Source organism: Mycobacterium sp. 1245499.0 (assembly GCF_001673615.1).
GTDB lineage: Bacteria > Actinomycetota > Actinomycetes > Mycobacteriales > Mycobacteriaceae > Mycobacterium > Mycobacterium europaeum_A.
In genome coordinates this window covers 25,803-36,545 of the sequence record NZ_LZMG01000442.1, presented here as the reverse complement: position 1 = coordinate 36,545, position 10,743 = coordinate 25,803, and the positions used below count along the sequence as shown (strand labels likewise).

Sequence of the window (10,743 nt, the reverse complement as noted above, 5' to 3'; positions counted from 1 at the left end):
GGTCCAGACCTGCCGGGGAAGCGAAGAAGGAGCGGCATGCCCACCAGCGAATATCGGGTGAGCGGGATGAGCTGTGGGCACTGCGAGGCCGCCGTCCAGAGCGAGGTCGCCCGGATTCCCGGCGTGCAGGAGGTGGCGGTCAGCGCCGCCACGGGCCGGCTCGTCGTCACCAGCGCACGGCCCATCGACGCGGATGCCGTCCTCGGCGCGGTCGACGAGGCCGGCTATGAGGCCGTCCTGGTCGCATGAGCACTTCCCCACGACAGATCAATCGCGCCGCCGCAACCACCCCGTCCCACATCGAGCTGGAGATCACCGGGATGACCTGCGCCTCGTGCGCGGCCCGGATCGAGAAGAAGCTCAACAAGCTCGACGGCGTCGCGGCGGGCGTCAACTACGCCACCGAGAAGGCCGCCGTCACGGCCCCCGCCGGGTACGACCCGCGGATTCTCATCGGCGAGATCGAAAAAGCCGGGTACGCCGCCGCCCTGCCGCGAGGCTCGACACCCGATGACCGGGAGCTGGCCTCGCTGCGCCGGCGGCTGGCCACCGCGATCGTGCTGGCCGGGCCCGTCATCGCCATGGCCATGGTGCCCGCGTGGGAGTTCCCGCACTGGCACCGGGTTTCGCTGGCCCTGACCACACCGGTCGTCGTCTGGTGCGGCCGGCCCTTCCACGGGGCCGCCTGGACCAACCTCAAGCACGGCGTCGCCACCATGGACACGCTGGTCTCGCTCGGCACCCTGGCGGCATTCCTGTGGTCGATCTACGCCCTGTTTCTCGGGGCCGCCGACCAACCGGGTATGCAACATGACTTCGAGCTGACCGTCGGGCGCGACGGCGCCCCGTGCCACGTCTACTTCGAGGTCGCCGCGGGTGTGACGTTGTTCGTGCTCGCCGGCCGGTATTTCGAGAAGCGGTCCAAGCGGGCGGCCGGCTCCGCGCTGCGCGAGCTGCTGACACTGGGCGCCAAGGACGTCGCGGTGCTACGCGACGGTGCCGAGACCCGCATCCCGATCGAGCACCTCGCGGTCGGCGACGAGTTCGTCGTGCGTCCCGGGGAACGGATCGCCACCGACGGGATCGTCGTCGCGGGTTCCTCAGCCGTCGACGTCGCCATGCTGACCGGCGAGTCCGTCCCGGTCGAGGTCGGTGCGGGCGACGCGGTCACCGGCGCCACCGTCAACGTCGGCGGCCGGCTCGTGGTGCGCGCCACCGGGGTCGGGGACGACACCCAGCTCGCGCAGATGGCCAGGCTCGTCGAGCGGGCGCAATCCGGCAAGGCCCGGGCGCAGCGCCTCGCCGACCGCGTCTCGGCGGTGTTCGTTCCCGTGGTCATCGGCCTCGCGGTGGCGACGCTGGCCGGCTGGCTCGCGGCGGGCTTCTCGCTCACCACCGCGCTGACGGCGGCCGTCGCGGTGCTCATCATCGCCTGCCCGTGCGCGCTGGGGTTGGCCACTCCGACCGCCCTGCTGGTCGGCACCGGACGCGCCGCCCAGCTCGGCGTGCTCATCAACGGGCCCGAAGTGCTCGAGGCCACGCGCAGCGTCGACACGATCGTGCTCGACAAGACCGGCACCGTCACCACCGGCAAGATGACCCTGGTCGACGTCATCCCCGGCCCGCAGACCGACCGCAGCACGCTGTTGCGTTACGCCGGGGCCCTGGAAGACGCCTCCGAACATCCCGTCGCGCGGGCCATCGCCCGGGGTGCCGTGGCCCAACTCGGCGCGCTGCCCGCTCCCACCGACTTCACCGGGATCGACGGCGACGGCGTGCAGGGCACGGTCGACGGGCGTGCGGTCGTCGTCGGCCGCGAACGCTTGCTGACCGAACGCGGGATGCGCCTCGATGCCGCGCTGTCGGCGGCCAAGGCCCGCGCCGAGGCGGAAGGCAAGACCGCCGTGGTAGTCGGCTGGGACGGCCTGGCCCGCGGCATCCTGGTGGTCGCCGACACGATCAAACCGTCCAGCGCCGAGGCGGTCCGACAGTTCACCCGACTGGGCCTTACGCCGGTGCTGCTGACCGGCGACAACGCGGGCGTCGCCGCCCGCGTCGCCGACGAGCTCGGGATCGCGCAGGTCATCGCCGACGCGACGCCCGCCGACAAGGTCGCCGCGGTGCAACGCCTGCAATCGGAGGGCAAGGTGGTCGCCATGGTCGGCGACGGCGTCAACGACGCCGCGGCGCTGGCCGCCGCCGATCTGGGCCTGGCCATGGGCACCGGCACCGACGTCGCGATCCAGGCCGCCGACCTCACGGTCGTCCGCGGTGACCTGCGGGCCGCTGTGGACGCGATCCGGCTGTCCCGGCGGACGCTGGCCACGATCAAGACGAACCTGCTGTGGGCGTTCGGGTACAACCTCGCCGCCATCCCGCTGGCCGCGCTCGGCATGCTCAACCCGATGTTCGCCGGCGCCGCGATGGCCGTCTCCAGCCTTCTCGTCGTCGGCAACAGCCTGCGGCTGCGCTCGTTCACCAGCGGCGTCGACGACGCATGAGGGCGCCAGCAGGGTCGAGCGGACCTTGCTCGGCCCACACGCTGAAACGGTCGGCTGACGGGCCGCGATCGTATGGGATAGTTGGTCCGGCCGCCGTCTTCGATGACCCCGACCGGCCCTCGGATATTCACCGCACCCCCGCACAGCGATCGATCTAGCGAAGGTCACGACCGTTGGAGCAGTTCTTCGGACAACTGTCCCTGCTGCATGGCTGGTTCCCGCCGGCCGTGCAGGGGCTGGCGCTGCTCGTGCTGCTCGTGGCGATCCAATGGCGTGCCGGGAGCTGGCTCAAGCGGGTGCTGCCGGTCGCGCTGATCGCGGCCGTCGCGGTGACCCTGCTGGCGCGGTGGTACATCACCTCGCTCGGGGTGGCCGGCGACCCGGCACCGACGACGCTGTGGCTTTGGATCGCGATGACCGGTCTGGCCGCCGCGGTCTTCCTGGTGGGGTGGCGGGGCGTCCGCTGGTGGCGTCGCGGGGTGGCGCTGGTGTCGATACCGCTGTGCGTCCTGTGTGCCGGCATGGCGCTGAACGGCTGGGTCGGTTACTTTCCGACCGCGCTCGCCGCGTGGAACCAGCTGACGTCGGTGCCGCTGCCCGACCAGATCGACCGGCTGCGGGTGACCGAGATGCAGATCGCCGGAACCAGGCCGACCAAGGGCGTGGTGGTGCCGGTCGACATCGACGACAATGTCCCCTCTGGCTCGCACTTCGCCCACCGCCGAGAGCTCGTCTACCTGCCACCGGCCTGGTTCAACAGCAATCCGCCGCCGCGGCTGCCGGCGGTCATGATGATCAGCTCCGCCTTCAACACCCCCGCCGACTGGCTGGGCCCGGGCGGCGCGTTCACCGCCATCGACAACTTCGCGGCCGCCCACCACGGCTTTTCCCCGGTGCTGGTGTTCGTCGACCCCACCGGTTCCTTCGACAACGACACCGAGTGTGTCAACGGCCCCCGCGGCAACGCCGCCGATCATCTGACCAAGGACATCGTGCCCTTCATGGTGTCGAACTTCGGCGTCAGCGCCGACCGCGCCAACTGGGGCGTCGCCGGCTGGTCGATGGGCGGTACCTGCGCGGTGGACCTGGCCGTCATGCACCCCGAGTTGTTCAGCGCGTTCGTGGACATCGCGGGTGACCGTGGGCCCAACGGCGGCTCCACAGATCAAACCGTCGCCCGCCTCTTCGGCGGCAACCACGACGCGTGGGCCGCCTTCGACCCGGTCACCGTCATGACGAAGCACGGCCACTACGAAGGCCTGTCGGGATGGTTCGACGTGCCCTCGTCGACGGAGGCGCGCACGGTCGCGCAGGAAGCCAGCCCCACGCTCACCGCGTCCAGCAGCGATCCCGCCGCCAACCCCGAAGGCCAGGACGCCGCGGCGAACTCGCTGTGCGCCGTCGGCACCGCCCACGGCATCGCCTGCGCGGTGGTCACCCAACCGGGCAAGCACGACTGGCCGTTCGCCGCCCAGGCGTTTGCCACGGCACTGCCGTGGCTGGCCTCGACGCTGGGCACACCAAGCACCGAACCGGTGCAATTGCCGCAACGGGCCGCCGGGGAACCGCACTGATTCACCAGCCGGCCCGGACCGTGAATTAGCCCGGGTCGGCGAAATTCACAGCTGACCCTCCCGTAACGGAGCCGACTTCTCGGCGCCGCCAATGGTACGGTTCGCTGCTGTGGCCTCGATGTTTTGCATCAAAGGCGGTTCCTGCGTGGACCCGCTTGGTGCGCAGCGCGCCACAATCCGGGTGCGAATCCTCGCGCCGAATTCGCCATTTTCATCGCCTCGTGATCATTTGATCGACGCCGTCGCTTGCCAGCCATGAACCGCCGCCAGTTCCTGGGATCGCTCGCCGCGTCTGTCGTCGCCGGCGTCGGCGCCGCCCGGCTGATCGTCGATCCGCAGCCACGCACCTTTGCCCAGACGCCGGCGGCCGACGTGCCGACCTCCGGACCGACCGCCCCACGGGCCCTGTTACCGCCCCCGCCGCCCAGCGCCCGCATACCGCTGCCCGGCGGCGGCGCCCTGATGAAGCTCCCGGGCGAGGGTGACCTGCTGGCGCTGACCGTCGACGACGGCGTCAACAGCGACGTGGTGCGTGCCTACACGCAGTTCGCGAAGGACACCGGCATACGACTGACCTATTTCGTGAACGGGATCTACGACTCGTGGACGGACAACCTGGAGCTGCTTCGGCCGCTGGTCGACAGCGGTCAGATCCAGCTCGGCAACCACACCTGGTCACACCCTGACATGACCACACTAACCAAAGAGCAAGTGGCAGAACAGCTCTCCCGCAACGACGCGTTCCTGAAGAAGACGTACGGCATCGGCGCCAAGCCGTATTGGCGGCCGCCATACGCGAAGCGCAACGCCGCCGTCGACGCGGTGGCCGCCGACCTCGGTTACCACGTCCCCACGCTGTGGTCGGGCTCCCTGTCGGACTCGACGCTGATCACCGAGGAGTACATCGTCCAGATGGCCGATCAGTACTTCACGCCGCAGGCCATCGTGATCGGGCACCTCAATCATCTGCCGGTCACGCACGTCTACCCGCAACTCGTCGACATCATCCGCGACCGGAACCTGCGCACCGTCACGCTCAACGACGTCTTCCTCAAGACGCCGTAGCGACTGCTAGTCAACGGATTCCGGCTTCATGCACCGGGCGCCACCGCACCACCTGGCAATTCTTCGGCCAAAAACATGCCCCGGTCAATTCAATCTCTAAAAATTTAGAGATTGCTCTTCCGCTGACGGCCCGGTGATTGTTACCGTTCCGTAATGCATCGGGCCGGGGGAATTTTCGCAATACTGCTGGTAATTGCGTGCGCACTCGTGGGAGTGGGAAATGCGCGGGCCGACGGCGGTGACGAACCGCAGTACGCCGACTTCTACACCCCGCCGGACCCGCTACCGCCCGGCCAGCCTGGCGATCTGATCCGTACCGAGCCTTCGCGGCTGGTGCTGGAACCCTCCGGACAACTGGGCGCGATCATGGCCACCGGCACCCGGATCATGTACCGCAGCACGGACACCCGCGGCAATCCGATCGCGGTCACCGGCACCTACTTCGAGCCCTACAACGACTGGCCCGGGCGCGGACCGCGGCCGTTGATCAGCTACGCGCCCGGCACCCAGGGCCAGGGCAATCAGTGCGCCCCGTCGCGAATGTTCAACCAGGGCATCCACTATTCGGGTGGCTGGGACATCATGTTCAACTACGAGGAGCTGTTCGTCGCGACCATGGTCGCGCGTGGCTTCGCCATCGTGATGACCGACTATCAGGGCCTGGGCACCCCGTCCATGCACACCTACGTGGGCCGGGTGGCCGAGGGTCAGGCCGTGCTCGATGCGGCCCGCGCGGCCATGCGGCTGCCCGGGACGTCGTTGGATCCGCATGGGCCGGTGGCATTTTGGGGCTACTCGCAAGGCGGTGGCGCGACCGCGTCGGCCGCCGAGCTCGCCTCCCAATACGCCCCGGACCTCCACATCGTGGGCACCTACGCCGGCGCGCCGCCGGCCAACCTCAAGGAACTGTTGCCCTACGCCGACGGCAGCGCGCTGGTCGGTGTCGTCGGGTATGCCCTCAACAGCGTCATGGCGGCCTATCCGGAGTTCGCCGACATCATCCGTTCCAAGATGACGCCCCGCGGGTTGGCGATGCTGGAATCGGTATCGCGGCAATGCGTCGGACAGACCCTGCTGGACTTCATGTTTCGCCACATTCAGCCCTATTTCACCGAGGACATCAACCAGCTGGTGAACGAGGAGCCGTTCAACAGCCTGTTCGAGGCCCAACGGCTCGGGCGCTTCAAACCCAACGCACCGGTCATGATCGACAGCAATCGCTATGACCCGCTGGTGCCCTGGACCGCGGCCAACCAGCTGGGCCGCGACTGGTGCGCCCAGGACGCCGACGTCGAATTCCGCACCAACGAAGAGCCACCCTTCCTCAACAAGCTCGTCATCAACCACGCGCTGCCGATGCTGGTCGACGGCGAACCGGCCATGCAATGGATCGCCGCGCGCTTCAACGGCGAGCCCACCACACCGAACTGCGGTCAGTTCTAACGGATTCGCGCGATCCGGGCCGCCGCCGCCTCCGCCGGATAAACTGGGGCGTATCGCTGCACGTAGAAAGCACAACGCGCCGGAGCGGCGCCGCCAGCTCGCCGACGCCGCGATCGAGCTGCTGGGCGCCAACGGGGTGCACGGCGTCAGTCATCCCAAGGTCGACGACCACGCCGGGGTGCCGGCCGGCACCACGTCGTTCTACTTTCGGACCCGCAAGGCACTGGTGCACGCCATGGCGACACGGCTGGCCGAGCTCGACGTCGCCGACTTCTCGATGATGGCCGAGCTCGCCGAGAATCACGCCACCCAGTTCGCCGGCACCGCGGGCCTGGCCCGCATCGTCATGTACGTGAACAGCGAACCCTGGCTGACGCGCGCCAAGGCCCGCTATGAACTCGCGCTGCTGGCCGGCCGCGACCCGGAACTGGCCGCTGCCCTCAACGAATCCGCCCACCGGCTCTACGCCCTGGCGCGCAGTGTCGTCACCCAATGGCATGCCGCCGACAGCGCGCCGGATCCGGACCTGGTCGATGACCAGGCGACCGCCACCCTGGCGTTCATCAACGGCATCATGTTGACCTTCGTCGCGGGCCAGCCGGCCGTCGACGATGCCGAGCGCCTGGACCGCCTGATCCAGGGCGTCATCGCGGGCGTCGCGCAGGTACGCGAAGAGTAGCGAAAACCGATCCAGCTCTGTGGTTTTCGCGTGACCACCGAGGGTGGTGGCCGTCACCGAGCGTCGAACATCGCGCCGATGAGCCGATGCAACACCTGCCCGACTTCGAGACGGGTCCGCGTCGGGTCGTCGGCGGTGGCGATCACCATGGCCGCCTCGTCGAGCGCGCCGATCAGCACATGCGCCAACGGCCGCACCGGCTGCTCGGCCAGCTGGCCGGCCCGGATCGCCTCGGTGAGCATCTGCTCGGTCATGCCCAGGCTGTACCGCTGGGCGACATCACGGAATTCGGCCCAGCCGAGCACACTCGGCGCATCCAGCAGGATCAGCTGGCGCACCTCGGGATCGCCGGACACGTCGAGCCACGCGTCGACCGCGGCGCGCACCGCGTCGGCCGGCGTGGCGGCCCCGGATTCGGCCACCACCACGGCCATCCGCGCCATCACGTCCTGCTCGACGACCTCGACGACCTCGCGGAAAAGCGCTGCCTTGTCGGCGAATTGGTGGTACATCGCGCCCCGGGTGACCCCCGCGGCGGTCGCGATCTCCGGCGTCCCCACTTCGGCGTAACCCCGCAGCCCCCACAGCTTGCGGGCAGCCGCGATCAGCGCCTCGCGGGTCGCCGCGGAGCGCTCTTCCTGGGTCCGTCTCTTGCTTTCCATACAGTCTGTTGGTAACTTACGAACAGACAGCCTGTTTGTAAGTGTATCCCCGAGGTAGGAGTTTGCTATGTCGACGATCGACATTAGTGCCGGAACGATCCATTACGAAGCAACCGGACCCGAAAACGGCAGGCCTGTCGTGTTCGTGCACGGCTACATGATGGGTGGGCAACTGTGGCGCCAGGTCAGTGAGCGCCTGGCGCCCCGTGGCCTGCGGTGCATCGCTCCGACCTGGCCGTTGGGCGCGCATCCCGAGCCGCTGCGCCGCGGCGCCGACCGGACGATCACCGGTGTCGCCGGCATGGTCGCCGAGGTGCTTGCCGCGCTGGATCTGCAGGACGTGGTGCTGGTGGGCAACGACACCGGCGGCGTCGTCACCCAGCTGGTGGCCGTGCACCATCGCGAACGGCTGGGTGCGTTGGTGCTCACGAGTTGCGATGCGTTCGAACACTTTCCGCCGCCGATCCTCAAGCCGGTCATTCTCGCGGCGAAGACCAAGCCCTCCTTCCGGACCGTGACCCAGGCCATGCGGGTGCCGGCCGTGCGCAAGCGTGCGTTCGACGGCCTGGCGCATCGCAACATCGACGAGCTCACCGAGGCCTGGGTGCGCCCGGCGCTGTCGCTCCCCGCGGTCGCGGAAGACCTGCGCCAGTTCACCCTTTCGATGCGCACCGAGGTGACGACGACGGTGGCGGCCCGGCTCTACGACTTCGACAAGCCGACGCTCATCGCGTGGTCGGCCGACGACGTGTTCTTCGAGCAGGAAGACGGGGCGCGGCTGGCCGCGACTATTCCCAATGCCCGCCTCGAAGTCATCGCGGGGGCACGGACGTTCTCGATGGTCGATCAGCCCGATCGGCTCGCCGATCTGCTGTCATCGATTGCGGTGCGCGCCTAGGCATCCCGCGCGGCAGGCCGGTGCGGGGCTACATGCACCGGAAGTCTGCGACGCGGCCAGTGGGTCAGAAGACGACCTCGGGCTGGTACAGGTCGAGCCAGCTGGCCACGTCCAGCGCCTGCTCTATCTGGTACCGAGCACCTGTTGGCAGCGTTTCCGGGTCGAGGCTGGTCAGCTCCTCGAGCCTGGAGCGCTCGATCAGACCGAACAGTGCGTCGCTGTCCCCGGCGAGAAGATCCTTGGCTTGCCGCTGGATCTGTTCGCCGTACCTCGGGTCGGCCGTCGACGGGTAGGGGGCTTTGACCCGCCGCACCACCGATTCGGGCAGCAGGTCACGACAGGCGCCGCGCAGCAGGCTCTTCTCCCGCCCATCAAAGGCCTTCAAGGACCACGGCGTGTTGTATACGTACTCCACCAACCGGTGATCACAAAACGGCACCCGCACCTCTAGGCCCACCGCCATGCTCATCCGGTCCTTGCGGTCCAACAGGATCCGCAGAAACCTCGTTAGATGCAGGTAACTCATAACGCGCATCCGGTGGGTGAAATCGTCCTCACCCTCAACGCTGGCCACCTCGGTCACCGCCTCGGTGTAGCGCTCGCGCTTGTACGTGTCCAGGTCGACCGCCGAGCGCAACGGTCGGGTGTACACGCCAGCGGCATTCCCCTTCATCAGTTCCATGGCGGCAAGCCAGGGGAAGTCGTCGGTGCGCTGCATGACGGGGTCGTGGAACTGTGGGTAACCGCCGAAGATCTCGTCCGCGGACTCACCCGACAACGCCACCGTCGAGTGCCTGCGGATCGCCTTGAACAACAGGTACAACGACGCGTCCAAGTCACCCCCGCCCGCCGGCAGGTCGCGGGCGACGATCACCGCACGCCGGATATCCGGATCCGCCAAATCATCGGCGTTGAGCACGATTTCGGTGTGCTCGGAACGAACGTGCTCGCTCACATCGCGCGCGTAGGGGGTATCCCAGCTCGAGCGCACCTGATCGGGGGCGAAATTGTCGGCCTGCCCCGCAAAGTCCACCGAGAAGCTTCGCACCGGAACGCTCAACTGACGCGCAGACAGTGCGGTGATCGAGCTCGAGTCCAGCCCGCCGGAAAGCAATACGCATTTGGGAACATCGGCCACCAGCTGCCGCCGCACGATGTCGTCGAGCAGCTCGCGCACCCGCCGAACGGTCGTCTCTTCGTCATCGGTGTGGGGCCGCGACTCCAGCCGCCAATAGGTGCGCTCACGGATACCACGCTCGTCGACGGTGACGACCGTGCCGGGCTCGACCTCCCGCATGCCTTTCCAGACGGCCATCCCCGGAGTCTTGATCGGCAGCAGCATCTCGCGTAGGCCATCGATGTCCACGACGCGCTTGACCATCGGATTCGCCAAGACGGCCTTCGGTTCGGAACCGAACAGCACCCCGTCCGCTGTCGGATAGATATAAAAGGGCTTGATGCCCATCCGGTCGCGGATCATTACCAGCGTGCGGCGCCGCGCATCCCAGATCGCAAACGCGTACATCCCGTTGAGGCGATCAGCCACCGCATCGCCCCACTGCAGATAGCCACGCAGCACCACCTCGGTATCGCTCGACGTCTTGAAGCGCTCGCCCAGCGCCACCAATTCGTCTCGCAGTTCGGTGAAGTTGTAGACCTCGCCGCTGTAGACCATGGCGACATCACCCTGCGGGGTCGAAACTGACATCGGCTGCCCACCACCCGGCAGGTCGATCACCGCGAGGCGGCGATGGCCCAGCGCCGCATTACGCTCTGACCACACACCCGACGCGTCCGGGCCACGGCACGCCATCGTCAGGGTCATCGCATCAAGCACGTCACGCTCACGCGTCAAATCACGCTCGAAAGCAATCCAGCCAGTAATGCCACACACGTTGTCAACCCTTCATTTTGAGGACCC

The 10,743-nt window shown here is 68.0% G+C and carries 9 protein-coding genes; 7 read left to right on the top strand and 2 right to left on the bottom strand.

Features of this window, described 5'->3' with window-relative positions:
• Positions 1-36: 36 nt before the first annotated feature.
• The 6 genes from A5646_RS27500 to A5646_RS27475 all read left to right on the top strand — a co-directional run bounded on the left by A5646_RS27500 (position 37) and on the right by A5646_RS27475 (position 7,262).
• Entirely contained in the window at positions 37-249 is a 213-nt protein-coding gene (locus A5646_RS27500; protein ID WP_067025701.1) for a heavy-metal-associated domain-containing protein, read from the top strand.
• Complete coding sequence (locus A5646_RS27495) at positions 246-2,501, top strand: cation-translocating P-type ATPase (protein ID WP_067025699.1); 2,256 nt, start codon at positions 246-248, stop codon at positions 2,499-2,501. The genes A5646_RS27500 and A5646_RS27495 overlap by 4 nt, the downstream gene beginning before the upstream one ends.
• A 173-nt stretch (positions 2,502-2,674) precedes the next feature.
• Entirely contained in the window at positions 2,675-4,075 is a 1,401-nt protein-coding gene (locus A5646_RS27490) for an alpha/beta hydrolase-fold protein (RefSeq protein WP_066868460.1), read from the top strand.
• A 255-nt stretch (positions 4,076-4,330) separates the two neighbouring features.
• The gene (locus A5646_RS27485; RefSeq protein WP_066868462.1) at positions 4,331-5,140 is read left to right on the top strand and encodes a polysaccharide deacetylase family protein; all 810 of its coding nucleotides are present in this window, start codon (positions 4,331-4,333) and stop codon (positions 5,138-5,140) included.
• 153 nt (positions 5,141-5,293) lie between these two features.
• A complete protein-coding gene (locus A5646_RS27480; protein WP_197505305.1) occupies positions 5,294-6,583 on the top strand; it encodes a lipase family protein in 1,290 nt (429 codons plus the stop codon).
• Positions 6,584-6,695: 112 nt separating this feature from the next.
• Entirely contained in the window at positions 6,696-7,262 is a 567-nt protein-coding gene (locus tag A5646_RS27475; RefSeq protein WP_255362105.1) for a TetR/AcrR family transcriptional regulator, read from the top strand.
• A gap of 53 nt (positions 7,263-7,315) precedes the next feature.
• On the opposite strand, the gene A5646_RS27470 is transcribed toward A5646_RS27475, so the two are convergent.
• Positions 7,316-7,924, bottom strand: coding sequence for a TetR/AcrR family transcriptional regulator (locus A5646_RS27470; protein ID WP_067025696.1), 609 nt, complete (start codon positions 7,922-7,924; stop codon positions 7,316-7,318).
• Between the two features lie 67 nt (positions 7,925-7,991).
• On the opposite strand from A5646_RS27470, the gene A5646_RS27465 reads away from it, so the two are divergent.
• On the top strand, positions 7,992-8,822 hold the full coding sequence (locus A5646_RS27465) for an alpha/beta fold hydrolase (RefSeq protein ID WP_067025693.1): 831 nt from the start codon (positions 7,992-7,994) through the stop codon (positions 8,820-8,822).
• Between the two features lie 64 nt (positions 8,823-8,886).
• On the opposite strand, the gene asnB is transcribed toward A5646_RS27465, so the two are convergent.
• Positions 8,887-10,716: an asparagine synthase (glutamine-hydrolyzing) gene (gene asnB / locus A5646_RS27460; protein WP_067025691.1), complete on the bottom strand. Its 1,830-nt coding sequence runs from the start codon at positions 10,714-10,716 to the stop codon at positions 8,887-8,889.
• Positions 10,717-10,743: the final 27 nt, after the last annotated feature.